Origin of the sequence: Mesorhizobium sp. M0808 (assembly GCF_040320025.1) — a bacterium.
Classification (GTDB): Bacteria; Pseudomonadota; Alphaproteobacteria; order Rhizobiales; family Rhizobiaceae; genus Mesorhizobium.
Window position 1 is genome coordinate 406,572 of sequence record NZ_JAMYOX010000001.1, and the last position, 25,228, is coordinate 431,799.

Here is a 25,228-nt window from a genome sequence, read left to right on the forward strand (position 1 = left end):
TAGCACGAGACCATGACGATTTGAAAGGGAAGCAAAAACTCAGGCTTTTGAACCATTGGTCCATCTGATAAATGCTGCCCCAGGGATCCCGGCGGCCGTCGCCGGAAGGTTTTTCAAGGGGACTGTTTTCATGGCTAACGCCGACAGCATCATTGCCATCTATGACGACTACTACACCGATGGGAAGGTGGCAGCGAAACGTGAGATCGCTTCCAAGCAATCTGTCGGACACATAGAGGGGATCATCGCCGGTCAAAAGTTCGAGAAAATACTCGACATTGGTGCCGGTGAGGGCGCCGTACTGGACAAGCTGAACAAGAAGGGCCTCGGGAAGGTTCTTGGGGCGGTCGAGATCTCGGCAAGCGGCGTCGAGGCGATCAAGTCCCGCAAGATTGCCAACCTAGCCAACCTGGATATCTTCGACGGCTACCACATCCCTCATCCCGACAAGTCGTTTGATCTCGGCCTCGCCGTCCATGTGGTCGAACATGTCGAGCATGAGCGCATGTTCTTGATGGAGGCGGCCAGGGTCTGCAAGAAGCTGTATATCGAGGTGCCATTGGAGCACACGCGAAACCTAAACAAGGCGATCCGCATGTCTGGCCCTTACGGGCACATCAATTTCTACACCCCTCTGACCTTCGAAAACCTGCTTAAGACGTCCGGCCTCAAAGTCGAAAAGCTGATGACGTTCGGCCACGATCTCGCTTATGAGCAGCACCTTGCCGGGCCGTCGAAGGGATGGTTGAAACACAAGCTGCGAACCGAATTTCTTAGGCTCGCGCCGAAGACCGCAGTACGCAACATGGCGTACATGGCCGGCGCGCTTTGTTCGTCCAAATAGCCTGGAAAGCTTAGCTATGGGAAGCGTCATGAAAGACCTGCGCACCAAGGTCGAGGACTATTTTTCCGGACCTGGCTTGATGCCATTCTTGATCATGATGGCCGTGCTTTTGCTTCCCTCCATCATTATGGCTGTCGTTCAACTGTAGCTGCTAGGTCAGCGGGATTTTCCGTCGTCCTGCTTCTGCTTGCTCGACAACCAAATCAGGTACATCGACCCTACCTTCATGACCGGCACACGCCGATCGCACTATCGTTTGACCCGGCAGCCGTCGCCGGCGAAAGCTGGCAAACGCACTGGGTCAAGGCGGTTTGCAAGTCTCCGCTTGGCACTCTAGAATCTTTGTTTCGGTTGTGTGTAACGCGCGTGACAGGTGCTCGGGTTGGTTCCCGAGAAGCGGGCCTAGATTGGCGTCCGACCCGCCCGACAGCATCAAGAGATAACTGCCGCACCTGGCCCTTTCGGGCGCCGGGACGGTGACTGATTCTCGGAAGCCGTTAAATGACCCTTCAAGACCATTTCACAACCATCGAGCCGATCCGGCCGCCGGCAGGCTATATCGGTGGCAAGCGCCGCCTCGCCGAGCGGCTCGTGGCGCGGATCGCCGCTGTGCCGCACTCCATCTATGCCGAGGTGTTCGTCGGCATGGGCGGCGTCTTCTTCCGGCGCCGATCGCGGCCTCGCTCCGAGATCATCAACGACCGCAGCGGCGACGTGGCCAATCTGTTCCGCATCCTTCAGCGGCACTATCCGCAGTTCATGGACATGCTGCGCTTTCAGGTCACATCGCGCCGGGAGTTCGAACGGCTGAAGGCCAGCGACCCAACCACCTTGACCGATCTGGAGCGCGCCGGCCGGTTCCTCTATCTCCAGCGCCTCGCATTCGGCGGCAAAGTCGCCGGGCGCAACTTCGGCGTCGACCCGCGATCGTCGGCCGGCTTCAACCTGACAACGCTGGTGCCGCTCCTGGCGGACGTGCACGACCGGCTTGCCGGCGTCGTCGTCGAGCAGCTCGACTGGTCGGCCTTCATCGACCGCTACGACCGGCCGGAAACGCTGTTCTACCTCGACCCGCCCTACTTCGGCAGCGAAGGCGACTATGGCAAGGAGCTGTTCGGCCGCGACCAGTTCGAGGCGATCGCGACCCGGCTGCGGGCTCTGAAAGGTCGCTTCATCCTGTCGATCAACGATGTGCCGGAGATCCGCGCGGCGTTTGCGGGCTTCGACATGGAAGACGTCGAACTGTTCTACAGCGTCGCCGGTGGCAAGGGCCGGCCGGCGAAGGAGCTGATCATCCATGGCCGGCTTGAAAAATCTGCTATGTAGTCTCTTCCAAAAGGTGGGACTACACCATGCGAAAGCTGTTTCACGGCTTCTATGAGCCGAGTGAGAAGGAATTCGAGAAGATTTGGTCAGACGGACTGTTGGTGCCTGACACCAACGTCCTTCTGCATCTGTTCAGATTTATGCCAGAGCGACGAGCTGAAATCCTCGCGGCCTTCAAGTCATTCGGAGATCGCCTATGGCTCCCCTATCAGGTTGCAAGCGAGTTTCATGCCGGGTGGAGATCTGCGGACAGCGGCAACCGCGCCGCCTACGCAAAGCTGAAAGAGGAACTTGCAAAGAAGCGATCGGAAGTCGATGCAGCTATCGCTGCCCTCAGTCGGTTCGATCCCTGGCCGAAGGGATCGTCAATGGAAAGCATCGGAAAATTCTTTGAGGGACTTGCGCAGGAGGTTGATGCAGCGTCCGAGAAGTTACCTGCCGCTCGATCGGTATTTGAAGCGGTTACGTCGATTTTCGAAGGCAAAGTCGGCGATCCGCCAGTCGATTTGGACGCTCGCCTAAAGGAGGCGGAACGTCGCTATCAGAACAAAATTCCGCCCGGCTACAAGGACGAGGGTCGGGCTGGCGACTACCTGATCTGGGCTGAGATGAAGGAAAAGGCCAAAGCTGTTGCCAAGCCAGTTCTTTTTCTGACGGACGATAAAAAGGAGGATTGGTGGGCAGAGCACATGGGAAAGAAGATCGGCCCAAGGCCTGAATTGCGGCAGGAGTTCGCGGCGGCCACCGATCAGATGTTCTACGCCTATCAGCCCGCGAGATTTCTTGCCCTGGTTGCTGCCAGGACGAAAAATGTGGTGTCTCAGGAGACCGTGCAAGAGATGGAGCGGGTGCAAGAGGAGAGAGTTAGGGTACGGATACCCGAAAAGGTGCGCCTGCGCCAAGAACTCCGAAACAAAGTACTCGTTGTGGCCGAGAGCCTTGGGCTTGAACCTATTGCTGTTCTCAATCTCGCTCGAAACGTCAGCCAGTCGGACACTAGGATCAGGAGGCGGCTGAATTTTACACCCCTTACGGATGGACCATCCGAAGCACGAGACATAAGAACGCGAATTGGAGACGCGCTGGGGTCAAGCCTTGCGCCACACTATGTTCCAGATGCCGATTGGGAAGGGTTCGCCAGCCTCGTTAATCACCTCGCCAAGGAAGAGGTTGCCGCCGAGGCAGATCGTCTTGAGTCTTATTTTCGAAAACGGCAGGAAATGGTCGAGCGGATCAACTACCCCTAAGAACCCACGTTGGGTGCGCCTTCTCATCGCTCATCCGCCAGCCAATTTTTCCACCGTTTCAATGATGGCTTTGGCAAGGGCTTCGCCCTCATGGATTGGCTCCGGGCCATAGAGCATCAAAACGGCTTCCTCGCTCGGCAGCACGCCGGCGGGGCAAGTCTCTTCGATAGCCATGCGGATCAGCCGGAGGGCCGCCCAGGCATTCTGGATGTTGGCTTCCATGCCTCGCAACGCGAGCGCGGCCGGTTTGTTGCGATGCCGGCCAGGAATCACCTTCTGTTCACTCTGGCTAATGCAAGCCGGCCGCCTAGAATCGAACTGGTGCGTAAAATTGTAAGTACCGGCCCCGGCCGGCTCGAGTTCATACCCCCAATGATGCCGACCTTGGTTGCCAAGCCGCCCCAAGGTGACGGATGGAGTCACGAGGTCAAATTCGACGGCTATCGCTCACAGATCGTCATCGACGCCGGGCGCGTGCGCATCTTCACCCGACGCGGCCTCGACTGGACGACCAAGTACCGCGACCTCGCGGCAGCGGCCAAGGCGCTGGATGTCAAGGGCGCAATCATCGACGGCGAAATCATCGTTCTCAATGACAAGGGCCTCTCGGACTTTGCCGAGCTGCGAAAGGCGATCACAAGGCGCCAGCATGATCTCTACTTCGTCGCCTTCGATCTGCTGCACCACAACGGCCTCGATCTCCGCGATACCGCGCTGGAGGAACGGCGGGAGATCCTCGCAGGCATCATCCTGCCCGGCATCCGCATCCAGTTCAGCCAGGCGCTGCCAGGCGAGGCAAATGCAATCTATCATCTGGTCGACCAGGCCGGCCTCGAAGGCATGGTCTCGAAGCGCATCGGCAGCCGATATGTGAGCGGCCCGACCACCAACTGGATCAAAACCAAGTGCTACTCGGTGGACGAGTTCGAGCTGCTCGGGGTCGAGCGCGAACAGGGCAAGCCAGCCTTCGCCCTGATGGCCGAGCCGGGCACCTGCAAATACGTCGGCAGCGCCTTCGTCAGCGTCAACCGCGAGATGCGGGAACGTTTGTGGAAACGCGTCCAGGAGCATGCCGGGCCGCCGCCGAAGCACATGCCAAAGCGGCCGGCCACGCAGTGGGTCAAACCGGGGATTAGAGTGCGCGTGAAGCACTTGCGGGGCGAGAAGGACCTGCGGCATGCATCACTTCAGGATTTCTGGGACGAGAACTAGAGGCCGGTCGCCCGATCAGGCAAAACTCAAATTGAACATCGTCACATGGTAGGGCCGAATTTCAACGGTGATGACTATGCGGACCTGACGACGATCCGCTTCCTTGTCCCCGGTGGGGGGGTCTAGAAGCGCGTCAGACTCGACCGCGAACTGCGACACGGACTTATCATCCTCCAAAAGGCAAAAGAACGGGTCTTCCCCGGCAGCAGGGGTTTCATTGCCCCTCAATTCATTGGCACCTTTCGGCTTCCTAAGTGCATCAATCAAAGTCTTTATGCGGTTGTCTAAATCCCCGGCTGTCAGGACGCTTCCCGGGATGTCGCGGCGCAGGAACAAAATGTCGAGCGAACAAAGAAGGCTCATAGTGTCGCGAACCAACGGCACGAAGCGATAGCCATTCTCATGGTATTGACCTGCCACCGCCTGCAAGAGCGAAAGGCGCTCGTTGGCTGACCTCGACCGTCGAGCCGCATCATTCGGCGCAGAGCGACCGGTGGAGTAGTCGGTCGGGAAAACCTCATGCTCCCTGAGAAACCTGTTGGTTTCCCAGAGGTGTTTTAGCTGACGATGGAAGACTTTGCGGATAGCCTGCTTATGCTCGGCCATGCGATCCCATTGATTGTCATCGGGGTCTTTTTGGCCAGCTTTCAGTTCCCCTTCGTAGGTCAGGCGGAATCGCATCAAGGGCCCCTCGGCGGCTGGTATCTAAGGGTGAGAACGTACACGAAGTTGGTGCCAAGTGAAGTTGCGCGGAGGTGCCAAGTGATTTTGCGCGCTACACCGCCCTGCTCGGACGACGGCACATAGTCGATGAGGTCGGCGAGCTTCAGCGCCTTCATCTGCTTCGAATGCATCCAGATCGTCTTGAACTTGTCGGCGCGGTCGCCCATCAGGTAGGCGGCCTCGATGATGTCGGTGTCGACAATGGAGGCGCCGGTGACGCGCACCAGGTCACTGCCGTCATTGGCGATGTTGTCGGCCAGCACGCCTTTCAGTATGCCCAGCAGCGTCAGCTTGTTGGCGCGCTGCCAGTAGTCGGTCTGGCGGCGAACGATAAGCTTCTGCGGATCGTCGCCGGCAAGGATCGAGGTCAGATCCGGGATGCCCCAGGCCTGCGCACGCACATTGCGGGCCGCGACTTCGCGGCGCGCGCCGATCTTCTTCATCTCGATCGAGTCGGCCGGGTCGTCATTGACCGGCTCGGACGGATCGTTGCCGAGGTCCTTCCAGCCGGGCATGTCGACGGAACGTCCGCCCAGGCTGAGCTTCGAGGCGATCGACGGGTCGGAAAACAGGATCCCGGCCTGGTAAATCTCCAGCGACTGGACGTGCTCCTCGAACGAGTATTGCGCATAGACGGACGGAACGATCGCGTCCGCGATACGGGTATAGGCGTCTGCCATTTTTGTCTTCCTTCAGGTTTGGGTTAAAGAGGATTGTTGGGCATCCACAGGTCGGGATTTTCGCCGGCCTCGCGTGCCAGCCGCCGGGCGCGGGCGGGGTCGCTTTTGACGAGCGCCGAGATGCCAGTCAGGTTGCGCTCGCCGGCGGCATTGCGCTTGAAGGGATTGCCTCCACTCAAGGCCGTGCCGCCGTCGATCGTGTCTTCGCGGAACATCGCCTCGCCGATGGCATGGAACGCCTTGGCGATCTGCGGGTCGGTCAAGGCACCGTCCGGCAGAAGGATGCCCTTCGCCTTGTAGGCATTGACCAGTCCGAGCTTCTTCATCGCCCGGTTGGCGACCTCGAGCTTCTGGCGAAAGCCATCGCTGCCGGTCGGTCCCCAATCCCGCACGAGATCGTCGTGCGTCGTCTCGACTGAGCGGGCAAGGGCGATTTGCTGTGCCTTGGCCTGCTCGGCCATGTAGCCGACGAAGCGGTCGTGATAGGCCTGTGCGACCTTCGGGGTAGCACCTGCCTCGACCGCCCAGGCCTTGGACGCATTGGCGAGCTCGTCCGAATAGGCGAAGTTTTCGGAGAGCCCGTCGGGGCGCCGGTACTCGACCTTGTCGGGCGAGGTCAGCGGACGCATCGCCTCGGGCAGCCGGGCATGGAACCTGTCCCAGTCTTCCGCGGCTGCATCGGCTGCCGGAACGCGCAGGCTCTCGCCCTGCTGCCGCTCCAGCTCCGCATAGGAGGCGAAGACCCGATCGAGGCTTTCAGGCTTGGTCCAGCCCTTGGTTTCAGCAAGCTTGCGGTTGCCCTCGGAAAGACCGTCAAACCAGCTTGTGGCCGTAGGCGGGGCGGACCCGTTGTTCCCGTTGGCCGGTGGCCGTGCAAGGTTGCCCGCCGGTGGCGCCGCCACCACGGACCCGGCGTCTGCCAGATCTGTCATGAGAAGATTCCTTTTGTTACAGAATTAAAGGCCGGTGATGAGAGCACTGGCGGCGAAGCTTGGTATCTTCCCCCTCGAGGGGGAGATGGCCGGCAGGCCAGAGGGGGTATCCGCGCGTGGAGCGCCGACCTCATCTGTCGCCGGGCGTCGCGCCCGGTCGAACCGACCCCCTCTGTCGCCTTCGGCAACATCTCCCCCTCAAGGGGGGAGATTAGCGCCTACGCATTATCGCCCCAGTTCTCCCAGAGCAGCGTGATGGTGCCCGACACCGCCAGCGTGCCGTCGGCGTCGATATCGGTGCCGGTCGCAAACGCCAGGTTGAGATAGAGGTCGACCGGCGTCACGGTGCCGTCGAGCGTCAAGGCTGCGGCAACATCGGCAATCGATGCGCTCGACGGCGCGGCACCCGCGCCATCCAGCGTACGGCCGGTCGCGCCCACCACATTGACCATGGTGCCTGCCAGTACAGCGCTCGATGCTGCCGTCGAGCCGAGCGACCAGGTCAGCGCGGCATTGTCGTTGATGGTCGAGGCGCGCGGCGTCAGCACGGCGAACTGCAATCTTGCCGTGCCGCCCTTGATCCGCACCTTGCCATCGAGAAAGTCAAAGAGCTTCTGGCTGGCATAGGCCAGTGCATCGGTGACCGGCACCGGCATGGCGTTGAACGAAAAGACGGTGCGGTAGGCGCCGCCCTGCCCGGTCGTCCTGGCTATCAGCCCTGCCCTAGGTGGGGCAAGGCCGGCTTCTCTGGCGGCGGCACGCGAAAGCGTCCGGGCAAGACCTCGGGTCATTTGGTATCTCCATTCTTGCGGGATTGAAAACGGGGTCGGCTGGGCCGCCGCACGCAACAGCGGCAAAAGCTCATGGACATTTGGATCAGTTATGTGTATCTATACACAACATGAAGAGCGCCGATGTCATTCACACGCTGTTGGCGGATGGCTGGTACGAAGTGGCTCGAAAAGGAAGTCACGCCCAGTTCAAGCACAAATCCAGGCCGGGCCGGGTGACAGTTCCGCATCCCAAGCGCGACATCCCGATCGGCACTCTCAAGAGTATTGAAAAACGATCCGGCGTGAAGCTGAGGTAGAGAAATGCGGAACTATATCGGATTGATCCACAAGCAAGCGGACAGCGACTTCGGCGTCTCCTTTCCCGATTTTCCGGGCTTGGTGACAGCCGGCGTCAACCTGGATGATGCCCGTGCCATGGCCGGGGAAGCACTGGCCTTTCATGTCGAGGGGCTGGTCGAGGATAGCGAGGCCATTCCCGAACCGTCGTCCCTGGAGGAGGTGATGTCGGACAAGGACAATCTGAGTGGTGTCGCCATCCTGGTTCCCTTGAAAGCTGAAGCTGCGAAGGTCGTGCGTGTCAATGTCACCATTCCGGAAGATGTCCTCGATCAGATTGACCGATATGCGGAGCGCCACGGCTACAGCCGATCCGGATTTCTGGCCGCTGCGGCGAAAAAGGTAATGCAGATCGAGGCAGCGTAGCGCTCTCGAAGGTCGACTGGAGATGAAGCTCTTTGGGTCTTGTTCGGTTACTTTCTTTGCGGATCAGGCCGTCAGACAAAAACAACCATGTCTTATTTCGTGAGGCACGGTGCCTATGTTCCGCCGCAAATGCGACCCTACTTGGCAAAATCGGCCCGTGTATTAGCTCATAGGTTTCAAGGGAGTACCAGACGATGACCATGTCCAGAGCCATTGCCGCCATGCTGGTGACTGCCGCATTGGCAGGCTGTGCGCAGACCGAAGCACAGCAGAGAACCAGCACCGGTGCGCTGCTCGGCGCCGGCGCCGGCGCGCTTGCCGGCCAGGCGATCGGCGGCAACACCAAGAGCACGGTCATCGGTGCCGGAGCCGGCGCCTTGCTGGGCGCCGTCGTCGGCAACGCCACAACGCCGCAGCCGCGCAGCGAACAGCTTTGCCGCTATCAGGATCGCACCAGCGGCCGCATCTACACCGCCCCCTGCGACGACCGCTATTACAACGGCGATTATTGAGTGTAGAATGCGGTTGGCGCGGTGGAGCCAGCTTCAGCGGCTAGTGCATGTCGCCCAAAAGTTTGCAGCGGTTCTGGGACAACGACATGGATGAACAAAGACCTAAAGGCGCGTCGATACGCGACGCCCTTTAAGGGACGATTTGTCAGGCCAAGCCGGGTGTACGGCAGGGCAGAATTAGGGGCATCATCACCTCAATTCGCAATTCCAATCAGAAGAACGTTCAACCCACGAAATTTTCGTCCACGAACATCTCCGCAAATTTCTGCGGTGTGAGAGTTACATCATTGTCGCGGGCGATTTTGAGGTTCCTTGCCCACATATCCCGGATTGCTGCCGGCATTCCCTCAGGCATGTGCATAGACTGGGCTATTGCGTCATGCCATTGTCCATCGCCGCCATAGATAGATTGCAGTTTGGGGCCCATCTTTTTCAAGCCATCCTCCGACTCCTGAGAAAGTTCTCCGATGGCCCAGAGCACATAAAGCTCCAGTAGCCTAAGCAGCGGCTGTCCATCATAACGTGGGTCAGTCGACATTTTTACTTCCTACGCATCATTTTCGGCGTAATAAATGAGCCTTTCACAGATGGCCGACAGGCTGGGCTTTTCCTTCAACGACGCAACCCAGGCCTCGGTAAATTCGATCGCAATGAATATCTCGATAAAGTATGTCAGGCCCGCTTTGGCTGCCTCCGCTGGCACCAATCCCTCTTCCGGCTCGGTCGCAACCATTGCATCTGAACACTCGGTCCAAGGCTCCGACACATAAATTGTATCCTCTTTGTCAAAATCTGACAGCCGTCCAACGATATCCAATAACTTGATTATTCTCCCCACAAAGAAAATCCGCCTCGGCGATTCGGGTGCAGCGTCTTCTGGAAGATAGTCCCAGCATCATGTTGGGATCTAGGGACGAGTTGCATTACACCCGGGTTCGTAAACTTGCACAATGATCAGCCGAAGTGGGTCATGGCCTCCGCAAGGTCAGTGCTCCCCGCACCCTACTCCTCCGCCCTCGCCGCCTTCTCCAGCGCAGCCAACTGCGCCTCGTCCAGTGTCAGGAACCCCATAATATGCTGCACCACTTCGGCCCGCGCATTGCTGAGCGCGCTGTGCAGCTCGAAGCCGTTCGGCGTCTTGGTCTTGGCCAACCACTCGCCATAGGACGGGCGGCGGTAATAGCCGGTTGCGGCCGCCAGGTCGGCCAGCACGATCTCGCCGTCCTGGCCCGAGAACACCCTGAGATAGGCCTTGGCCAGCGCATCCCGCGCCTTGGCCGGGCCGCCGGCCTGGCTGGAATGGGCGAAGCGTTTGCCGCTCATGCGCCCTGCCCGCCCGAAGCATCTTGCACAGCCTGCGGCATCAGCCCGTCGAGCAGGCCGCCGTCGCGCGCCTGCACTGCCGCCGGCACGGCATCCCTGGCGACCTTGCCGGCGGCAGCCATCGCCGCCATGCCGGCCTGTTCAGCTTGAGCCTTGGCTCTGGCATCGCGGATGCCGGCCACCTCGTCCTGGCGGCGAAAAATGCGCTGCGGGCTGCGGCCGGCGCCCTGCACGATCTTCAGCGCCTCGTCGCCGTCGATATTGTCCATCACGCCGGGGTCGAACTGCGCCATCTGCATGGCTGTGGTGACCACCTGGATGGTGTCGCGCGCCTCGGCCGAGCGGCGCAGCACGTCGAGCGGACCGGTGAAGGTCGGCCGCAGCGCCTTGCCGGCGAGGCTCGCGGGTGGCAGGAAGCGGCTGTCTTCCTCGTAAAGTCCCTTGTCTTCCAGAATACCCAGCTCGCGGTCGAGATTGCTGGCAAAGCCGGCCTGGATGATCGAACCGGACGGCCCGAGCAGCGCGCCCTTCTCCTCCTGCCGGATCAAGGCTTCGGTCGCCGTCATCCGCGGGTTCTGCACCAGCGTCTGGAACAGGTTGACGAACATCATGTCGCGGATCTCCTCGGCCCGGCTGTCGGCATAATTGAACGCATAGGTCGGGTTCTGGCCGGTGGCGATCGGCGCGATCAGCGGCCGGCCGGCATCGTCGATGAGGCCGGGATAGTTCTCGCCGGGATTGAGCACCGGCACATAGTCGAGCCTGGCCTTGGAGGCGGTCGCCGGATCGGTGATCTGCTGCAGCGCGCGAAGGCCGGAGCGCCGCACCGCGTTCTCTTCGCGCACCGTCGTCAGTGCCTCGATGGTCGGCGAGATGCCGTAGGGATCGCCCTCGTAGCGGCGCCAGTTGAAGCACGACACCGGGAACGAGCGAAACCCGCTTTCCCTCACGATCGCCTCCTCGTCCTCGATCACATGATAGGACGCGAAGGCCGTGTCGAGATACTGGTAGGAGCCGCTCAGACTGTACATCTTGCGCTCGTCGCGCGGCTGGATGCACTGGATCAGCGAGATTTTTGTCTCGCATTTGGCGGGGTCGTCGACCAGGATTTTGATCCGCGCCGGCAGTCTGTCGTAGCCGAGCAGTTGCGCCGCCTGTCTTGCCGTGCGCTCGTAGCGGCGGTGGAAAATATCGACCTGGCCCCAGCGGTTGCGCGAGAGATAGCCCTCGACCACCGGGATCGAAGCATAGCGGATCAGCGTGCCGCCAAAACCTTCCTCGGCATAGAGATAGGCCGGGCCATAGCGCACGACATTGCGCAGGCAGGCCTGCGTTGCCGGCACGAAATTGGAATTGGCGGAATAGCGCAGCGAGAACAGGAAGTCGCGCAGCGCTTCCGCCCATTCCTTTTCCTCGTCGGTCTCCTCGTCGTTGATGGCTGCGGTCGACAACCCATGCCATTTCTCCGACTGCGGAATGATCAGGCTTTCCAGCCCCGCGGCCAGCCGGTTGGCGGCCGAGTTTATGGTGTTGGCGTAGACGCGCGCACCGCGCCGCTCCTGCCGCTCAGCCTGCGAATCGACGCCGGCCTGGCGGCGGCCACTCCACATATCGGGCGCGTCGGGATCGCAGAATTCGGACACCGCCTCCCAGACATGCTCATACTGGCTGCGCTCGCTCTCCAGTTCAGCCTGTCGCGACCGAATATCGCGAGCACGGGAATCGCTCATGGTCAGCCTCGCTTGATGGATGAATGGGAAAAGAAAGATGGCGGGACGTCGAAACTGCCAATCTCCCCCCAAGTGGGGGAGATGTCCGGTAGGACAGAGGGGGTCGTCTCGCGTGGATCGGCGACCCCCTCTGTCGCCTTCGGCGACATCTCCCCCTCAAGGGGGGAGATTGGAAGCGCCTTATTCCGCCGGCGTCGTCTCCAGCGCAGCCTTGCGCCCAAAGCGCTGCACCACGAAACGGCCCATCTTCTGGCCGGGTACTTCGATCAGCGTGTAGGTGATCCAGGACAGCAGGCACACCACCGGCAAGACGACGACGGTGACGATCGCAAAGCGCAGCGGCGCCGACAATTCGTGGCCGAACTGGGTGATGACCAGAGCCGCGACCGGCTGGAGAACCAGCAGATGGATCAAATAGATGCTGAAGGAAAGCTCACCCATCAAATGAAAGAACCTGTTGGCGAGCGTCATGGCGATGTTTCTGGCCACGATACCCGCCATTCCCGGCAGCATGCGGTAGAGAACCAGGGCAAAGAACCCCAGGACGAGCGCTTCCCGCATCAAAAGCTTGCCAAGTCCATAGCCGCCGCCAAAGGGCAGCGCCGCCAGCAGCATGGCCAATGCCAGATGCACGAAGGGCCGCTTCTGCCTTTGATGGACGACGCCCGCCAGCAGCATCCCGCACAGGAAAATCTGCATCTTCAACGGCAGGAACGACGGCATCGGAAAATGCACCGACAACTGCCCCATCAAGAACACCATCGCGCTGCCGGTCGCCGCGGTCAGCATGGCCGCCCATATCCAGTCAAGCCTGCGCACCAGCAGCATGATGGCCGGAAATAGCGCGTAGAACTGCATCTCCAGCCCGAGGCTCCAGTCGGGCAGCGGCGTGCGATAGGCGAAATTCGGCACCAGGCCGAACAGGAACAGCAGATGGGCGCCGATATTCTTCAGGCCGCTGTCGAGATAACGCTCGGGCGCCTGCGGCGACCTCAGCAGGAACTCGTCGATGACCATTCTCGACCCGTAGAGATAGGGGCCAAGCGCCAGGGCAACGAACAGCATGACGTAGAACAGCGGCGCTATCCTGAAATAGCGGCGGGTCCAGAATTTCAGCCAGGTTTCCGGCCTTTGCCAGGGCTCCTTGTCCTGGCGCAGCTGGTAGTGGAACACCATCAAGAAGCCGGACAGCATGATGAACAGATCGACGCCGAGGTCCGGTTCGCCAAGAATAGGAATCTGCCAGCCGGTCAACAACAAGCAGTGCCCGATGAGCACCCAGATCGCGGCAAGCGCCCGAAGCCCGTCCAGGCACTCGATGCGCGATGACCGGGCTTCTGTCATGCCGAACTCCTCGATAGCCATGTTGCAATGCAGCATGGCGGCTGAGGGAGGAATGTCAACCGTGCGGAAGGAACCCGATTTGCGCTGGGCTGTTACGGAAAACGCGGAACACCTGAGGGCAATTGTAGAGGCATGCACTTGAACACCCCCCTCTGTCCTGCCGGACATCTCCCCCTCAAGTGGGGAGATTGGCTGTCATCACGGTCTTCGCCAATTTTCGAGGGATGCAGAAAAGGCGCTGTCCTCCAAGCTGCCAATCTCCCCACTTGAGGGGGAGATGTCCGGCAGGACAGAGGGGGGCGCGAAGGATCGCGGCTTACGCGATCCCGGCAGGCAAGCTCCCGTCTATCTCTTCTTCAACCTTGCATGCCGGCGCCAGTACCACCAGGCGAGCACGCGGTTGCGGAACACTCTTCTCATGGCGCCCATGTCACACCCCCAGCAGCACGCGGCGCTGGCCGGTGAGCTCACTGGGCGACAGATCGGTCTTCACCGTGCCGGCAGTGCCGTCATTGGCCGCAAGCTGGGCCCGCAAGGCGGCTTCGCGCGCCTGTACGTCCTTGTCGGCAATGGTCGGTGTCGGCGGCAACGGCTTCAGCGCCGGCGGTTTTTGGAAGAGGCACATGGTTTTCTCCAGAGTGAGAGGCTCTTGTCCAGTCGTAGAGCAGAAAATCCTCGCCGTTCCTGCCATAGCCCGGCAGGCGGCAGCGTTGCGTGGCGCCCAGCCGGGCAAGCCAGCGCAGCGCCAGTTGATTGGCCGCCAGCGCTCGCGCCTCGACCCGCCATGCGCCGCGCGCGGCAACTTCAGGCCCGAGCACGGCATGAAAGAATTCCGTAATCCCAGGCACGCAGCGCCTCATGCGGCGCGTGCCCCAGCTCCAGGCGATCCATAAGCCGCCGCGCTGCTCGGCAGCGCCAAAACCGGCCTCCGGATTGCCGTCGAGCTCGGCGACATAGGCAAATCCCTGCAGCGCCGTCAGCGCCAGCAGCGCCGGCGACCAGTCGTCGAACTGGCAATCGATCTCGGCCCGGTCCTCGGGCCGGAGGTTGGCGGCGATGTAGGAGAGATCGCGCAGCGTGGCGGGAATGATGCGGAGGGTCATGCTCGGCGAACCTTACCGTCCACTGCGGCGCTAGAAGGCGGCGGTCGACCTTGCATGCGGTCCAGCATTTCAATCAGCCCGGCCTCGACCGAGCCAGCGAACTGGGTGCCAAGCCTCTATTTGTAAGCCACTGCTGCGCTTGCAGGTCCCGCCAACGGAATAATCTCGCAGCGACTAAACCCTGCCTCTTTGCACCACTCGGTGAACTGGGCGCCGGTGAAGTCAAACGCCTCGCCAAATTCGATCAGCATGTTCAGCGACATCATGAGACCGAAGCCGTTTTGCCTGCGTTCATCGTCGATGATGTTCTCGATGGCGACCAACGCGCCGCCGGTCGGCAATGCACGATAGGCCTTGGCGATCAGCATTTTCTTGTTCTCGAGATTCCAGTCGTGAAGGATCATTCCCATCGTGATGATGTCCGCCTTGGGGAATTCGTCCGCGAAGAAGTCGATCGTCTCGGCGATGACCCGGCCGCCGAGATTGCGCTCCCTCAAGCGCCGTTCGGCGATCGGCTGCACATCGGCGAGATCGCACGTCCGGCATTGCATGTGCGGATGCCGCGCCGCGACGATGGCCGAAAGCTGCCCGGTTGCGCCGCCTATATCGGCCAGCGTCTTATATTTGGAAAAGTCGAATTTCTCGGCAAACGCCGTGAAATTGCCCATGGAGATGCCGCTCATCGCGTCCATGAACTGCTCCAGGCGCGCCGGGTCCGCATAGAGCTCGCCGAACATCGACTTGCCTGTCTCCTTGATCTCGTTTTGAGGCTTTCCGGTTTGCAATGCCGGTGTGAGATCGCCCCAGAACCGATACAGTCGTGCGTTCGCCATCTCAAGGATTCCACCGATGTATTGGGGGGTCCGCTTGACCAGGAACAGCGCGGTCGATGGCGTATTGCCGTATTTGCCGGTTTCGCCGGCGCCGTCCCTCTGCAGCAATCCGAGCGCGACGAGGGTGTCGAGAAAATCATACGTTGCGCGCGGATGCAGCCCCATCGCGCCTTGCAGTTCGAGGCCCGTTTTGGGGCCGTCCGCAAGCAGCGAGAAGAGTCCCAGTTCCACGGCGCTCAACAATGTCTTGGCTGGCCAGAACCCAAAGCCAATTTGCAGTATGTGGTCTGGAGAAATTCCGTTTTGCATCTGATCCTCCCCTATCGGCGAATGCCCCCGTGAGGCCACGCCGATGCGTCCCTTGAGCGGGATCATTCGATGCTACACCACGTCCACGGACGTTCACTACAGTTTTCCAATCGGAGCCGGAGCGCATTGCCTCCCTCCCCGATTTTCCTCACCGAAACGCCCCCAGCGGATCGGCCTGCCCGGCCTTTCGCCGCGCGGCCTTGAACACCGCCGGGTCGACTGCCGCCTCCCTCAGCATCATCACGCCGTAGCGTGTCGCCGCCATCAAATCGTCGCGCAGCTTCACCACCTGGCCGTCCCTGCGGTGGTAGAGCCGGAATTCCTCGAACCAGGGCAAAAGCGTCGAGAACACCTTGAAGCGGCCTGATTGCATGCGGTCCAGCATGTCCATCAGCCCGGCCTCGACCGATACGGAACCGTCGGCGAACTGAGCATGGCTGGCGAGCATGTTCAGCCCACGTGCCGAATATTGCCTGGCAAGGGCGGTGCCGGCACCTTCCAGCGTCTCGCGGCGGCCGTCGCGCGGCCATGCCCATGGCAGCCATTCGCCCCACGGTTTCAGCGTCAGCGCCTGCATGGCGGGCGTCTGCTGCGAAGCGCGGCAGGCTTTCGTGACATAGACGACATCGGCCTCCGTATCCCAGGCAAGCTCGACCGCCGCCGAGGGATGGTCCCAGCCGAAATCGAGCGCGCCGAGCCTTGGCCAGTAGCGCGGCAGCGGGAACGGCTCGCAGGCGATCAGCTCCTCGGCCACCGGAAAGATGCGGCCGGAGCCGAGCACCGGAATGCCCTTGGCCCGCGCCTCGCGCTCATGCGCCGGATAGGCGGCAATGATCTCGGCGCGCTGCTGCGGCGTATAATGTTCGGCATCGTCGATGGTCATGAAGGTGACGTGACGGGTCATTGTTCTCACCCTCGCGGCAGTGAATCGTGGTGGCAGGTGCGCGCTCCACGCCCCGCCTCGCAGCTCCGTTTGCATCGCTCGGAACACCTGCCACGGAGCCGGTCGAAAAGTCGGGATCAGATCGCCCGACGTTTGATGCGCATGACTTTCGGCGCCTGTGCATCCATGAACATGTAGCACCGGCCTAGCAGCGCCTTTTTGCCAAAATCATCGAATACGTTCTGCCCGAGCGGCGTGAACAACACCTCGTCGGTCGTCAGTCCGTCCTGGTGGCGAGCCTCGATCTCTGGCCAATGCGCCTTGGCAATGTCGGTCAGCACGACGTTGAAGGCAGGATGATTGTAACTGACCAACAAATTGCCATCGTCCATATCGGACGGTTTCATGTCCGGGTGGTAGTTGTAGATCTCGGCAAGCGTCTGGATGGCTGCCAAGGATGCAGCGCCATCGGAAAGACCAGCCTCCGTCAGCACACAGGTGCCGTTTTCAAGGATGGCAAAGTCACGCTCCTGGTTGAAGTAGTAGCCAAAGCGCTCCTCGATGCGATCGATGGGCTGCGAAAACGATGGCCGCCATTTCGGAACGGGAGGAAAAGTTGCTGACATGCCGACGTTGCCTTCTGGTGATACGACAATTGACGAAAGGCCGCCGATCAACACCATTCGTCTATTCATAGTTGTGATCTCCCGCCCAATGTAGCCAGTCTAGTTCCGGATCATGGCTTGGCAACCGCGCTGGTCATGAAGGGGACGTGGCGGCTCATGCGAGATACCTTGCTGGAGCAAAACCGGGACGGCGCGCGACGAACACAGGCGGGCCGGCTAATGGCCCTGAAGTATCTTGATCAACTTACTTTCGTAGGTAGGTCGCGACAATCCATTTTTGTAATCCGCATACGTCATTCGTCCGCTCATCGCCGCATCAGTCCAGCGTTTGCAGTACACCTCTGGCAACGCTTCAACACTTGTGTTTATTATTCTAGCCCATTGTTTGCGGTAAGCTAGTGGCTTTGCCCCCAATCCCACCGCACACTGAGTCATAAAATCCTTTTTGAAAGCTGGACTTCTTTGTATTCCAGCGTTGATTGTGTTGAACCGGCTCTCAGTCACTACGCATCCTGAAAGCATTATTGCACCGATCACGACTAGCGACCGATAGTGATTTCCCACTGCCCACCCCTCCGTTACGGCTCTCATCCTCCGTCCAAATAACTACAATTTTGCTGCAAGAGAAGTGCTCCACACTTATTCCGTGCGCCACAGTCAGCTGGGATAATGATTGCGCCGGGCTGGCTTATTCAGCCGATTGCTTCCCCTTTCACCAATGAACTCGACCTGCTCAGCCGACAAGAACAGCAGCACCACATCGCTCATGCCGAGCAACGGCGTGAAGGTGACGATGGTGATGCCGCCGGTGGCGTTGGTGCGGGTCAGCCCTTCGGAATAGATGTCGAGCGGCGGCTCCTCGTCGAACCAGACGCCGTGCAGCGTTTCGCCCTGCCATTTCTCGCGACCCTTCTCGTAGCTCTTGAACGACAGCACCGATTCGCCGGCCTGGACATCGCCGCCGCCGCCCCAGCGCACCACGACGCTGTCGAGCGCGCCCGGCGCCCGTCCCGCCATCGTGCTGACGAGGGCGTCGGCCGGGATCATGCCGGTGCCCCAGGCCGCCTGCTGCTGCGGCGGGCCGATCAGGATGCGCTGCGGATTGTCGCGCGTGCTTTCGCCGGTGACGCCGGCCGCCCACATCCGAACCGGACAGTCGAAAACCTTGCCTTGCCACCAATCTGGATAGCGGCCGGTGAGGTGCATCGCCCATTCGGCGCCGCCGGCCCTGGTCTTGCCGAGCTGGTTGCCGGCCATGAACAGGCGCTCGCGATTGGTCGCGCCGGCGGCGTGGAACTCGGCCTGTCGGGGATAAGGCCGATAGGCGGCAAGCTGGTTAGTGCGGCGCCTGCGGTCCAGCTCCGCCAGCAGGCTGAGATATTCCGTCCTTGCCGCCCGGCTGTGCGAGGCCTTTTGCGAAGCCCGGCTTCTCGAGGAACGGCCTGAGGACGGCTTCGAGGCCGCGGATGCGCTGCCTGATTTCGTCATCGCTCAATGCATCCAGATTGTTGATGTTGACATTAAGATCCTTGGGCAGCACCGACAGCACGAGCTTCAGGTACTGATCGGGCTTTTCGGCGCGCACATCGGCGATGACGCCGGCGCCATGGGCGCGAAAATCGGCGCGGATCGCTTCGAGAAAGCCGTCGGCCAGCGTCTTCTTCGCCCGCCTGGTTCGGCCGGGCTTGCCGGGTGCTTGATCGTGCGGCTGCGGATCGCCGGTGGAAGGAGCCTTGGCCATGCCCTACTCCGCCGTCCCGGCGGATATCGGCTTCTTGTTGCCTGGCCGCACGATGCGCTTGCGCGGCTTGGCCTTCTTGCCGGCGCGTTCCGACTTCGGCTTCCGCGGCTGGCTTGCCGGTTTCGCATCAGTCGTCGTGCCGGGCTTCATCGCAGCGGCGTCAGGCAAGGCATTCAGCCTTGCCCTGAGAATTGCCACCGCCTTGCCGTCGAGTGCTCCCGACGGGAAGCCAAAGCCGCCGACCGCATCGACGCTACCGCCGCGCACCATGCCGATCCGCACGCCGGCGGCGACCTGCTCGAAGCGGCCATGGCGTGCATAGGGTGCGGCGCCGGCGAACTCGCCAATAGCGCTGACGACCTCGCGGCCGTCATCGTCGGTGATGATGGTGGCGTAACGGTTGGACATGGGGTGTTCTCTGAAATGGGCGCAGGGGCGCGCTGGGAAATCTATGGACGATAGGTGGTTGCTGACCGGGATAGTCGGTCGCGTTCATTCGCGCCGACATACCTCGGCAGCACACGCAACATTCGGTCGAACAGGAGCCCGAAATGAAAAACCCGCCTCGGCGGGCGGGTCGTTGGAGCCAATTGGCACCATACCCAAGTTAGTAGCATAGCTGCCGGCACAAAGCAAGAACAAAATGTGGCGCGGCGGCAGAAAATGCACTGACGACCTCGCACCCTCGTCGGTGAACGGCTGGAAGGAGGGGCGAAAAAGGCGGGCATTGCGTGAGACTTGCGTTGATGGGATGGTGGTTGCGCTTGAGGGGAACGCGTCATGGGCAATGTCACCGGTCACTACGGCAGCGACGGCATCGTCGATCGCATATTGGCCGCGATCCCTGACGCCGACCCGGCCGGGAAACTCGCGGCCGCGCAACTCTATCCATTCGATCAGCTCCATGGCCGCGAACTGATCGCGACGCGGGAGCATGCGGCCCGTCTTGCTCCTTCGCCGACAGATCGGATCCTGGATATCGGCAGCGGCATTGGCGGGCCGGCAAGGTTTCTGGCCTCGACCTATGGCTGCCAGGTCGACGGCATCGACCTGACACCAGCCTTTGTCGCCGCGTCGAGCCGGCTGACCGCACTCAGCGGATTGTCTGACAAGGTTCGCTTCCATCAGGCCGACGCGACGAAAGTGCCTTTTGGCGACAGCACCTTCGATGCGGCGATCTGCTTCTACGTCGGCATGAACATCGAGAATAAGGCCGCGGTCATCGACGAGGCCTGGCGCGTGCTGAAACCGCGGGGCAGGCTGATCTGGACCGAGGCCGTGCTCGCCGGCGGCGAGCCATACTATCCCATGCCGTGGGCGGTTTCGCCGGCGACCAGCCACCTCGCCGATCGGGAAAAATTGAAAGCCCTGTTTGACGATGCCGGATTTCGGATCGACGAAATCGTCGACGAAACCGGCGAACATGTTGAGCTGGCGCTGAAGAGAGCCAATTCCGGCATCGTGCCCTCGCCGGCGCAGCAGCAGGCAAATGAAGTCGTCATGGGCGCGGAATTCCTGCAGCGCCGCCGCAACTACATCCGAAGCCTGAGTGACGGAAAACTCGCCTCGCTCGCCGTGATCGTCTCCAAATCGGCCTGAAAACAAAAACCCGCCTCGGCGGGCGGGTCGTTGGAGCCAATTGGCACCATACCCAGATTAGACTCCCCACTTGAGGGGGAGATGGCCGGCAGGCCAGAGGGGGGTACTGTCCCGGGCGCTGTCCCGCCGACTTCACAGCCGGCAACACAAGCAACGTTCGATCGAAAAGAAGCCTGAAAACAAAAACCCGCCTCGGCGGGCGGGTCGTTGGAGCCAATTAGCACCATACCCAAATTAGTAGCATAGCTGCCGGCACAAAGCAAGAACAAAATGTGGCGCGGCGACAAAAAACCGAATTTCTCTTCGGCGCCTCGCGTTGCCCGCCAGCCACTTTGTGGGCGCGAACGCAGCGTCGGCAATTGGCGCTTCCTCCATTTGCCGAGGCATCTCACCGGCCGACGAGCAGCCGCAGCCGCGGATCAGAACAGGCATTCGCGCGTTTGACCCTTAGCCATGGGAGCAAAAATCATGAACGTCGCCAATCTGCAACTCGAAGGCCTGCTTATGGCCATCGCATCAATCAATCAGGTTCTGGTCCGCAAGGGCGTGCTCTCTGTCGAGGAGATAGACATCGCCTTGCGCAAGGCCGAAGCCAGCGAGACCAACGAGGAAAGGTCCGAAGGCATGTCGGCGTCCAGCCGCGACGCCGTCAACTTCCCGATCCGACTGCTGGAGTTGGCCAATCAATGTCAGCCGGAGACGGACATGCCGTCCTTCTCGAAACTGGCACGCATGGTCGGTCAGATCAAGGAACCTTACAACGACCAGATGTGACGCGGCGATCATAACTGACGCCGCGACAACGGCTTGCCGCGCCAGGGCGGCAAGACTGCTGGCGGCGCCTGCTAGCGGCCCTGCAGGATCTTGATCAACTTGCTGCTGTCGGCCCCCGGCGAAGAAAGCCTGCGGTAGTCCGCGTAAGTCAGCCTGCCATTAGCAACGGCATTAAAGAGCCGGTTACAAAAGGCGCTATCGTATTTTGCGACACTGACATTCATGATTGCCGCGTAAGTCGTTCTTTCGTTGAGCGGCGTGGACCTCTCGCGTGCAATGCATTCGTTGATCGCCACGCGCTTGGTGACAGGGCTGCCTTCAAGCGTGGTATGCATCGTGTTGAATTCGCCTTCGGTCAAGGTAGTGCAGCCGGCAAGCAGAGACGTGCCGATCATGGCGGCAGCAAAACGCGTGGCGATGTTCATGAATTCCCCCTCAAGACCCGCGTCTTGCTTAGCCCGCCGAATGTTGGAAGTACAGAGGGAATGCAGGCGCATCTACGAAAAGCATAAACCTCGAACGCTCGTACTTTAGCTCTCGCTTTTATTTCAATCGAACTGCGATGGCCTGAATGACGGTATCCAGCCGTTCTCGATCGTCACGACGATGCTGGTGCGGATCGTGCTGCCGATCTGGCCCTGGTCGCGGTCATAGACCCGGCCGGGATCGTCGCAGCCACCCTTCTGAGCGCCTTTACGAGAACGCCGGATGCGAGATTGGGCATCACGCCCTGCCAAGCCTCAGCGCCAGGACCCTGCCCGGCCCGTGCACGGCGGCGAACAGCAGCCCGGCCAGGAAGGTGAAGTGATCGACGAAGAAGCCGAACTCGGCCTGGTTGCCGGCCCAGTGCGACGGCCCGTGGAAGGCGAAGCCAAGGAACAGCACATAGGCGCCGGCGACGAGTGCTGCCCATGAGAAGAAGGCGCCGGTCAGGAAGCATAGAACGAGGACGACCTCGAGCAGGGCTGCGCACCAGGCCAGGAACAGCGGGAACGGAAATCCAGCCGCCGCGATATAGCCGGCGGTGGCGCCGATATCGATGAATTTGAAGATCACGGCCATCAGGAACACGGCTGCGAAGATCAGCCGGCCGATGAGGATTGCCGCGGTCTGCCACGGCGACTGAACGGTTGATTGAGCGGTTTCCAAGGTCATGATGTCCTCCCAAGAGTTACGATGGTTGTGCCCCAAGGACGCACCACCAGCCGCAAGCCCGACATCATCCCCCGAAAAACCTGCAGGATACAAGCGGGCGACACCAAAGTGGCGCCTTCCCTTCTCCCCTTGTGGGAGAAGGTGTCGCCGAAGGCGACGGATGAGGGGTGCTCCAGCTTGGCGCCGGCGGCACTCCGTCCAACACCCCTCATCCGTCTCGGCGCTGCGCGCCGATCCACCTTCTCCCACAAGGGGAGAAGGAAGGTTGTACTACCCCACCTTGGCCCCCGCCCGGCTGATCGGCTCCCGTACCGTTCCATACTGGCTGCCCCAGCGGTCGGTCATCGCCCAGCGTATGTCCCAGAGTTCCGGGAAGAAGCGGTGGCGGGCGCCGGCTTCCAGCAATTCGACCGGCCGGCCCTTCAGCGATTTCGCGCCGAGGCCGATCGTGCGGTGGATGAGATAGAGGTGGTTGGCACGGAATTTCTGGAACAGCTCGTCGAACTCGATCAGCGCTTCGGCAACGACATAGCTGTCGCCGTGATCGTAGCCGGTATCGTAGACATCCTCGACCGAAAGGCCGCGGTCGTCGAGGTATGACGCCTTGAAGGCCCGCCACAGATCCGGCGGCAGACGCAGCAGCTGCTTGAAACCCGGCGATTCCTGGCCGCTGCCATTGCCGAGCTGCAGCCGGATCTGCTGGTATTCCTTGGGCGACATGGTTTCGAGCAGGTCGAGCTGCGCCGTCATCAGCCGCATCAGCCGGTGCACGCGCGCCATCAGCGTGACGATGCGATGCGTGTCCTGCTTTTCCAGGAAATCAACGACATCGACCAGCGTATAGGCGATGAGCTTCATCCACAGCTCCTCGACCTGGTGCACGATCTGGAACTGCAGCTCGTCGGCATTCACCATCTCGGCCAGCGGCTTCTGGCAGGCAAGCAACCTGTCGCATTTGAGGTAGACGCCATAGTCGCGCATCTCAGGCGTTTCGATGCGGGCATAATAATCCTGCTTGTCCATGGCCATGCTCCTTGCCCCGGCCGTTCGGCCGCAGGCGCTTGTTGGATCCCGGTCCCCCGAGTCTAATCGCTTTCTTGCCGAACATTGTCCCTTTCTGTTATTCGATTGGCGGGAAACGAAGGACGAAAATTGTCGCTGAAGCAGATTGGAAGAACGAATGATGCTGGATGCGGTCGACCGGAAGATCGTCGCGGCGCTCGAACGCGAGGCCCGTATCTCCTTTGCCGCGCTCGCCGATGAGGTCGGCTTGAGCAAGACGCCGTGCTGGAAGCGGGTCAAGGCGCTTGAGGACGCCGGCGTCATCCGCGGCTACTCGACCCGCATCGACCCGGCAAAACTCGGCTTCGGCATCGAAGCCTTCATCCAGGTGTCGATCGATTTTGAGCTGTCGGACGCCTTCGAGGCGGCAGTGCAGAAGCATCCGCTGATCCGCCGCTGCCACGCCACGACTGGCGAGGCCGACTATCTCCTGCAGATCGTCACCGTCGACATGATGGCGCTCGACAGGATGCTGCGCGAGGAGCTCAGCCGGCTGCCCGGCGTGCGGCGCACGATCACCTCGATGGCGATGCGCGAGATCAAGGGCGGCATCTCGTTCGCCAATGCCGTCGGGCATACGCAGACCAAGCGATAGACCGGTCAGGCCCTGGTCATCAATTCGCGTCCCAGCCGCTTCGGTTGCTCGGCGCGCAGAACCACATTTGTCGTCACTGTGCCGTAGTGGCCGATGCTGTCGACGATGCTTCAAGATCGGGCGGTGACGGGACCACGACCTTGACCAGAAAACAATCCTCGCCGGTCACCCGCAGCACTTCGACCACCTCCGGCAATTGGGCGAACTTCTTCAGGCAGGCCTGGATATGCTCATGCGTGGTGCGCAGGCGGATGACCGCCATGGTGCCGAGCCCGAGCGCTGCCGAATTGATCACCGCCTTGTAACCGGTGATGACGCCGCGCTCCTCCAGCCGCTTCACCCGTTCCGAGGTGGCGGGCTGGGACAGTCCGACGCGGCGGCCAAGCTCGGAGATGCCGATGCGGCCATCCTCCTGCATGATCTCAATGATCGCCAGATCGGTGGGATCGAGCCTTGGCCGATAATCGCCGTTCCGCATGACCGCCCTTTAATCCATCGGATTTCGTCGCTGCTTTCCGATGATCTCTCATTCCGCCACCTGGGAGAAGACCTAGAATTGCACGCGCAGCATCAGGAAAGAAGGGCTTCGCATGACCGACTTCATCATTGTGCCGGGCATCGGCGGATCGGGCAAAGCCCACTGGCAGACACGTTGGCAGCAGGCAAACCCGGCGATGCGGCGGTTCAACCCGGCGAGTTGGGACGCGCCGGACCTCGACGACTGGGTGGCTGCGCTGGAAACCGCTGTATGCCAGGCAAGGACACCGCCGGTGCTCGTCGCCCATAGCCTCGGCTGTCTGCTCGTCGTACACTGGCAGCGGATCTCCCCCCGCTCTATCGGCGGCGCGTTGCTGGTCGCGGTTCCGGACCCTGCGTCGCCGGCCTTCCCCTCCTCCGCCCGGGCCTTCGCCGACGCACCGCAACAACGGCTTCGCTTTCCGTCGCTGATTGTCGCCAGCACCAACGATCCCTACGGCTCGCTGGACTATGCCAGGGCGAAATCCGAGCGATGGGCCAGCGATCTCCATATCGCCGGACCGCTTGGCCACATCAATGGCGACAGCGGGCTCGGCGACTGGCCGGCGGGAATGGAGCTGCTGACAGCTTTTCTAAGTCAAACGCAGGCGATCGCCCGAGGCGCCGTGCTTCAGCCGTAACCGCACCAGGACGGCTATCGCG

At 61.1% G+C, this 25,228-nt stretch carries 31 protein-coding genes and 2 pseudogenes; 11 read left to right on the top strand and 22 right to left on the bottom strand.

The window, feature by feature from the left end; genetic code table 11:
• Window positions 1-130: 130 nt before the first annotated feature.
• The 3 genes from NKI25_RS02080 (at window position 131) to NKI25_RS02090 (ending at window position 3,417) form a co-directional block, all read left to right on the top strand.
• Window positions 131-844 (top strand): class I SAM-dependent methyltransferase, encoded by a 714-nt coding sequence (locus NKI25_RS02080; protein ID WP_352998007.1) that lies wholly within the window; start codon window positions 131-133, stop codon window positions 842-844.
• Between the two features lie 501 nt (window positions 845-1,345).
• On the top strand, window positions 1,346-2,170 hold the full coding sequence (locus tag NKI25_RS02085; protein WP_352998009.1) for a DNA adenine methylase: 825 nt from the start codon (window positions 1,346-1,348) through the stop codon (window positions 2,168-2,170).
• A 26-nt stretch (window positions 2,171-2,196) separates the two neighbouring features.
• Complete coding sequence (locus NKI25_RS02090; protein WP_352998011.1) at window positions 2,197-3,417, top strand: PIN-like domain-containing protein; 1,221 nt, start codon at window positions 2,197-2,199, stop codon at window positions 3,415-3,417.
• 30 nt (window positions 3,418-3,447) lie between these two features.
• Here NKI25_RS02090 and NKI25_RS02095 read toward each other — a convergent pair whose 3' ends face one another.
• A complete protein-coding gene (locus tag NKI25_RS02095; RefSeq protein WP_352998013.1) occupies window positions 3,448-3,639 on the bottom strand; it encodes a hypothetical protein in 192 nt (63 codons plus the stop codon).
• A gap of 150 nt (window positions 3,640-3,789) precedes the next feature.
• Here NKI25_RS02095 and NKI25_RS02100 point away from each other — a divergent pair, with 150 nt between their 5' ends.
• Window positions 3,790-4,629 carry an ATP-dependent DNA ligase gene (locus NKI25_RS02100; RefSeq protein ID WP_502897306.1) on the top strand — a complete coding sequence of 280 codons (840 nt, stop codon included), beginning with the start codon at window positions 3,790-3,792 and terminating at the stop codon, window positions 4,627-4,629.
• 15 nt (window positions 4,630-4,644) lie between these two features.
• Here the strand turns inward: NKI25_RS02100 and NKI25_RS02105 are convergent, their stop codons facing one another.
• The 4 genes from NKI25_RS02105 to NKI25_RS02120 form a co-directional block, all read right to left on the bottom strand.
• Window positions 4,645-5,310, bottom strand: a complete 666-nt coding sequence (locus NKI25_RS02105; protein ID WP_352998015.1) for a hypothetical protein — start codon at window positions 5,308-5,310, stop codon at window positions 4,645-4,647.
• Window positions 5,310-6,032 carry a hypothetical protein gene (locus tag NKI25_RS02110; protein ID WP_352998017.1) on the bottom strand — a complete coding sequence of 241 codons (723 nt, stop codon included), beginning with the start codon at window positions 6,030-6,032 and terminating at the stop codon, window positions 5,310-5,312. The genes NKI25_RS02105 and NKI25_RS02110 overlap by 1 nt, the downstream gene beginning before the upstream one ends.
• Before the next feature lie 23 nt (window positions 6,033-6,055).
• Window positions 6,056-6,964: a hypothetical protein gene (locus NKI25_RS02115; RefSeq protein WP_352998019.1), complete on the bottom strand. Its 909-nt coding sequence runs from the start codon at window positions 6,962-6,964 to the stop codon at window positions 6,056-6,058.
• Between the two features lie 218 nt (window positions 6,965-7,182).
• On the bottom strand, window positions 7,183-7,755 hold the full coding sequence (locus NKI25_RS02120) for a hypothetical protein (RefSeq protein WP_352998021.1): 573 nt from the start codon (window positions 7,753-7,755) through the stop codon (window positions 7,183-7,185).
• Between the two features lie 110 nt (window positions 7,756-7,865).
• Here NKI25_RS02120 and NKI25_RS02125 point away from each other — a divergent pair, with 110 nt between their 5' ends.
• The 3 genes from NKI25_RS02125 (at window position 7,866) to NKI25_RS02135 (ending at window position 8,972) form a co-directional block, all read left to right on the top strand.
• Window positions 7,866-8,054, top strand: a complete 189-nt coding sequence (locus NKI25_RS02125) for a type II toxin-antitoxin system HicA family toxin (RefSeq protein WP_352998023.1) — start codon at window positions 7,866-7,868, stop codon at window positions 8,052-8,054.
• A gap of 4 nt (window positions 8,055-8,058) precedes the next feature.
• Window positions 8,059-8,460 (top strand): type II toxin-antitoxin system HicB family antitoxin, encoded by a 402-nt coding sequence (locus NKI25_RS02130; RefSeq protein WP_352998025.1) that lies wholly within the window; start codon window positions 8,059-8,061, stop codon window positions 8,458-8,460.
• A 194-nt stretch (window positions 8,461-8,654) separates the two neighbouring features.
• Complete coding sequence (locus NKI25_RS02135; RefSeq protein ID WP_352453776.1) at window positions 8,655-8,972, top strand: YMGG-like glycine zipper-containing protein; 318 nt, start codon at window positions 8,655-8,657, stop codon at window positions 8,970-8,972.
• Between the two features lie 223 nt (window positions 8,973-9,195).
• Here the strand turns inward: NKI25_RS02135 and NKI25_RS02140 are convergent, their stop codons facing one another.
• The 12 genes and pseudogenes from NKI25_RS02140 to NKI25_RS02195 form a co-directional block, all read right to left on the bottom strand.
• Window positions 9,196-9,510, bottom strand: a complete 315-nt coding sequence (locus tag NKI25_RS02140) for a hypothetical protein (protein WP_031211512.1) — start codon at window positions 9,508-9,510, stop codon at window positions 9,196-9,198.
• A 9-nt stretch (window positions 9,511-9,519) separates the two neighbouring features.
• On the bottom strand, window positions 9,520-9,789 hold the full coding sequence (locus NKI25_RS02145; protein WP_352594195.1) for a hypothetical protein: 270 nt from the start codon (window positions 9,787-9,789) through the stop codon (window positions 9,520-9,522).
• A gap of 185 nt (window positions 9,790-9,974) precedes the next feature.
• Window positions 9,975-10,295, bottom strand: a complete 321-nt coding sequence (locus NKI25_RS02150; RefSeq protein WP_352998027.1) for a Bbp19 family protein — start codon at window positions 10,293-10,295, stop codon at window positions 9,975-9,977.
• A complete protein-coding gene (locus NKI25_RS02155) occupies window positions 10,292-12,025 on the bottom strand; it encodes a portal protein (RefSeq protein WP_352998029.1) in 1,734 nt (577 codons plus the stop codon). Before NKI25_RS02155 ends, NKI25_RS02150 begins: the two co-directional genes overlap by 4 nt.
• Window positions 12,026-12,205: 180 nt before the next feature.
• Window positions 12,206-13,369, bottom strand: coding sequence for an acyltransferase family protein (locus NKI25_RS02160; protein ID WP_352571335.1), 1,164 nt, complete (start codon window positions 13,367-13,369; stop codon window positions 12,206-12,208).
• Window positions 13,370-13,878: 509 nt separating this feature from the next.
• A complete protein-coding gene (locus NKI25_RS02165; protein WP_352571336.1) occupies window positions 13,879-14,472 on the bottom strand; it encodes a hypothetical protein in 594 nt (197 codons plus the stop codon).
• A gap of 116 nt (window positions 14,473-14,588) precedes the next feature.
• Window positions 14,589-15,614 (bottom strand): methyltransferase, encoded by a 1,026-nt coding sequence (locus NKI25_RS02170; RefSeq protein WP_352998031.1) that lies wholly within the window; start codon window positions 15,612-15,614, stop codon window positions 14,589-14,591.
• A 148-nt stretch (window positions 15,615-15,762) separates the two neighbouring features.
• Window positions 15,763-16,518 (bottom strand): phage terminase large subunit family protein, encoded by a 756-nt coding sequence (locus NKI25_RS02175; RefSeq protein ID WP_352571338.1) that lies wholly within the window; start codon window positions 16,516-16,518, stop codon window positions 15,763-15,765.
• A gap of 116 nt (window positions 16,519-16,634) precedes the next feature.
• A complete protein-coding gene (locus tag NKI25_RS02180; protein WP_352571339.1) occupies window positions 16,635-17,180 on the bottom strand; it encodes a hypothetical protein in 546 nt (181 codons plus the stop codon).
• 684 nt (window positions 17,181-17,864) lie between these two features.
• Window positions 17,865-18,494, bottom strand: a pseudogene (locus tag NKI25_RS02185) (terminase large subunit domain-containing protein); the annotation flags it as partial.
• Entirely contained in the window at window positions 18,460-18,864 is a 405-nt protein-coding gene (locus NKI25_RS02190; protein ID WP_352571340.1) for a hypothetical protein, read from the bottom strand. The pseudogene NKI25_RS02185 and the gene NKI25_RS02190, both read right to left, overlap by 35 nt.
• Before the next feature lie 3 nt (window positions 18,865-18,867).
• Entirely contained in the window at window positions 18,868-19,272 is a 405-nt protein-coding gene (locus tag NKI25_RS02195; protein ID WP_352571341.1) for a hypothetical protein, read from the bottom strand.
• A 372-nt stretch (window positions 19,273-19,644) separates the two neighbouring features.
• On the opposite strand from NKI25_RS02195, the gene NKI25_RS02200 reads away from it, so the two are divergent.
• Window positions 19,645-20,463 carry a class I SAM-dependent methyltransferase gene (locus tag NKI25_RS02200; protein ID WP_352571342.1) on the top strand — a complete coding sequence of 273 codons (819 nt, stop codon included), beginning with the start codon at window positions 19,645-19,647 and terminating at the stop codon, window positions 20,461-20,463.
• 468 nt (window positions 20,464-20,931) lie between these two features.
• Window positions 20,932-21,237, top strand: coding sequence for a hypothetical protein (locus tag NKI25_RS02205; RefSeq protein ID WP_023675713.1), 306 nt, complete (start codon window positions 20,932-20,934; stop codon window positions 21,235-21,237).
• A gap of 71 nt (window positions 21,238-21,308) precedes the next feature.
• On the opposite strand, the gene NKI25_RS02210 is transcribed toward NKI25_RS02205, so the two are convergent.
• The 4 genes from NKI25_RS02210 to NKI25_RS02225 form a co-directional block, all read right to left on the bottom strand.
• A complete protein-coding gene (locus NKI25_RS02210; RefSeq protein WP_023675712.1) occupies window positions 21,309-21,662 on the bottom strand; it encodes a hypothetical protein in 354 nt (117 codons plus the stop codon).
• A gap of 123 nt (window positions 21,663-21,785) precedes the next feature.
• Window positions 21,786-21,974, bottom strand: a complete 189-nt coding sequence (locus NKI25_RS02215) for a hypothetical protein (RefSeq protein WP_031211496.1) — start codon at window positions 21,972-21,974, stop codon at window positions 21,786-21,788.
• Complete coding sequence (locus NKI25_RS02220) at window positions 21,961-22,392, bottom strand: DoxX family protein (RefSeq protein ID WP_352571343.1); 432 nt, start codon at window positions 22,390-22,392, stop codon at window positions 21,961-21,963. The genes NKI25_RS02215 and NKI25_RS02220 overlap by 14 nt, the downstream gene beginning before the upstream one ends.
• A gap of 270 nt (window positions 22,393-22,662) precedes the next feature.
• Entirely contained in the window at window positions 22,663-23,415 is a 753-nt protein-coding gene (locus tag NKI25_RS02225) for a tryptophan 2,3-dioxygenase family protein (protein WP_352571344.1), read from the bottom strand.
• A 157-nt stretch (window positions 23,416-23,572) separates the two neighbouring features.
• On the opposite strand from NKI25_RS02225, the gene NKI25_RS02230 reads away from it, so the two are divergent.
• Window positions 23,573-24,049: an Lrp/AsnC family transcriptional regulator gene (locus tag NKI25_RS02230; RefSeq protein ID WP_502897310.1), complete on the top strand. Its 477-nt coding sequence runs from the start codon at window positions 23,573-23,575 to the stop codon at window positions 24,047-24,049.
• Between the two features lie 5 nt (window positions 24,050-24,054).
• On the opposite strand, the pseudogene NKI25_RS02235 reads toward NKI25_RS02230, so the two are convergent.
• Window positions 24,055-24,527 (bottom strand): annotated as a pseudogene (locus NKI25_RS02235) (Lrp/AsnC family transcriptional regulator).
• 112 nt (window positions 24,528-24,639) lie between these two features.
• Here NKI25_RS02235 and NKI25_RS02240 point away from each other — a divergent pair.
• Window positions 24,640-25,206 carry an RBBP9/YdeN family alpha/beta hydrolase gene (locus NKI25_RS02240; protein ID WP_352571345.1) on the top strand — a complete coding sequence of 189 codons (567 nt, stop codon included), beginning with the start codon at window positions 24,640-24,642 and terminating at the stop codon, window positions 25,204-25,206.
• Window positions 25,207-25,228: the final 22 nt, after the last annotated feature.

Bases quoted from the DNA above. Each gene is read 5' to 3' on its own strand.
- NKI25_RS02225 (WP_352571344.1), bottom strand. From the start codon at position 23,415: ATGGACAAGCAGGATTATTATGCCCGCATCGAAACGCCTGAGATGCGC.
- NKI25_RS02200 (WP_352571342.1), top strand. From the start codon at position 19,645: ATGGGCAATGTCACCGGTCACTACGGCAGCGACGGCATCGTCGATCGC.
- NKI25_RS02190 (WP_352571340.1), bottom strand. From the start codon at position 18,864: ATGGCCAAGGCTCCTTCCACCGGCGATCCGCAGCCGCACGATCAAGCA.
- NKI25_RS02180 (WP_352571339.1), bottom strand. From the start codon at position 17,180: ATGGTGTTGATCGGCGGCCTTTCGTCAATTGTCGTATCACCAGAAGGC.
- NKI25_RS02115 (WP_352998019.1), bottom strand. From the start codon at position 6,964: ATGACAGATCTGGCAGACGCCGGGTCCGTGGTGGCGGCGCCACCGGCG.
- NKI25_RS02080 (WP_352998007.1), top strand. From the start codon at position 131: ATGGCTAACGCCGACAGCATCATTGCCATCTATGACGACTACTACACC.
- NKI25_RS02140 (WP_031211512.1), bottom strand. From the start codon at position 9,510: ATGTCGACTGACCCACGTTATGATGGACAGCCGCTGCTTAGGCTACTG.
- NKI25_RS02135 (WP_352453776.1), top strand. From the start codon at position 8,655: ATGACCATGTCCAGAGCCATTGCCGCCATGCTGGTGACTGCCGCATTG.
- NKI25_RS02110 (WP_352998017.1), bottom strand. From the start codon at position 6,032: ATGGCAGACGCCTATACCCGTATCGCGGACGCGATCGTTCCGTCCGTC.
- NKI25_RS02210 (WP_023675712.1), bottom strand. From the start codon at position 21,662: ATGAACATCGCCACGCGTTTTGCTGCCGCCATGATCGGCACGTCTCTG.
- NKI25_RS02160 (WP_352571335.1), bottom strand. From the start codon at position 13,369: ATGACAGAAGCCCGGTCATCGCGCATCGAGTGCCTGGACGGGCTTCGG.
- NKI25_RS02125 (WP_352998023.1), top strand. From the start codon at position 7,866: ATGAAGAGCGCCGATGTCATTCACACGCTGTTGGCGGATGGCTGGTAC.
- NKI25_RS02195 (WP_352571341.1), bottom strand. From the start codon at position 19,272: ATGTCCAACCGTTACGCCACCATCATCACCGACGATGACGGCCGCGAG.
- NKI25_RS02100 (WP_502897306.1), top strand. From the start codon at position 3,790: ATGATGCCGACCTTGGTTGCCAAGCCGCCCCAAGGTGACGGATGGAGT.
- NKI25_RS02130 (WP_352998025.1), top strand. From the start codon at position 8,059: ATGCGGAACTATATCGGATTGATCCACAAGCAAGCGGACAGCGACTTC.
- NKI25_RS02175 (WP_352571338.1), bottom strand. From the start codon at position 16,518: ATGACCCGTCACGTCACCTTCATGACCATCGACGATGCCGAACATTAT.
- NKI25_RS02240 (WP_352571345.1), top strand. From the start codon at position 24,640: ATGACCGACTTCATCATTGTGCCGGGCATCGGCGGATCGGGCAAAGCC.
- NKI25_RS02155 (WP_352998029.1), bottom strand. From the start codon at position 12,025: ATGAGCGATTCCCGTGCTCGCGATATTCGGTCGCGACAGGCTGAACTG.
- NKI25_RS02085 (WP_352998009.1), top strand. From the start codon at position 1,346: ATGACCCTTCAAGACCATTTCACAACCATCGAGCCGATCCGGCCGCCG.
- NKI25_RS02205 (WP_023675713.1), top strand. From the start codon at position 20,932: ATGAACGTCGCCAATCTGCAACTCGAAGGCCTGCTTATGGCCATCGCA.
- NKI25_RS02105 (WP_352998015.1), bottom strand. From the start codon at position 5,310: ATGCGATTCCGCCTGACCTACGAAGGGGAACTGAAAGCTGGCCAAAAA.
- NKI25_RS02170 (WP_352998031.1), bottom strand. From the start codon at position 15,614: ATGCAAAACGGAATTTCTCCAGACCACATACTGCAAATTGGCTTTGGG.
- NKI25_RS02095 (WP_352998013.1), bottom strand. From the start codon at position 3,639: ATGGAAGCCAACATCCAGAATGCCTGGGCGGCCCTCCGGCTGATCCGC.
- NKI25_RS02165 (WP_352571336.1), bottom strand. From the start codon at position 14,472: ATGACCCTCCGCATCATTCCCGCCACGCTGCGCGATCTCTCCTACATC.
- NKI25_RS02230 (WP_502897310.1), top strand. From the start codon at position 23,573: ATGATGCTGGATGCGGTCGACCGGAAGATCGTCGCGGCGCTCGAACGC.
- NKI25_RS02120 (WP_352998021.1), bottom strand. From the start codon at position 7,755: ATGACCCGAGGTCTTGCCCGGACGCTTTCGCGTGCCGCCGCCAGAGAA.
- NKI25_RS02090 (WP_352998011.1), top strand. From the start codon at position 2,197: ATGCGAAAGCTGTTTCACGGCTTCTATGAGCCGAGTGAGAAGGAATTC.
- NKI25_RS02150 (WP_352998027.1), bottom strand. From the start codon at position 10,295: ATGAGCGGCAAACGCTTCGCCCATTCCAGCCAGGCCGGCGGCCCGGCC.
- NKI25_RS02220 (WP_352571343.1), bottom strand. From the start codon at position 22,392: ATGACCTTGGAAACCGCTCAATCAACCGTTCAGTCGCCGTGGCAGACC.